This window comes from Vibrio sp. OPT46 (genome assembly GCF_015163535.1).
Taxonomy (GTDB): Bacteria; Pseudomonadota; Gammaproteobacteria; order Enterobacterales; family Vibrionaceae; genus Vibrio; species Vibrio alginolyticus.
In genome coordinates this window covers 1-370 of sequence record NZ_JADDYG010000104.1, presented here as the reverse complement: position 1 = coordinate 370, position 370 = coordinate 1, and the positions used below count along the sequence as shown (strand labels likewise).

Here is a 370-nt window from a genome sequence, read left to right as displayed (position 1 = left end):
GTCAGTAGCCCGTTCATAGATCCATAAACTACGGGAGCCTTTACGAGCGCCTTTTGCAGGAGTTACATTCCATTGTGCATAATAATTATTAACATCAACTTTATTCATCTCTTCTTCAAAATACAGAAACTCATCAAGTGTATCCTTCCATAACAACCACCCAATACGCATGTCAGCTGTATTACTGGAGCTGTTTTTTTTCACTGCTAAGGTTCGATTATCAATTAAGTCATTGTACTGAGATAGTATTGAGACCATCGCTTTTTGAGGATCTTCTTCAGCAGGTATTCTTATACTTCTTGTTCCTGCTGGGTGCATTTTTGTTGTACCACATTCCTGCGTAATAGGACCGGCTTTGGTAACTCGTAGC

Annotated in this window: 1 protein-coding gene; it reads right to left on the bottom strand. The window is 39.7% G+C overall.

Translation table 11 applies throughout. The features are described from left to right. On the bottom strand, window positions 1-370 hold a 370-nt coding region (locus tag IQR33_RS05125), incomplete at both ends, for a hypothetical protein (protein WP_228013764.1).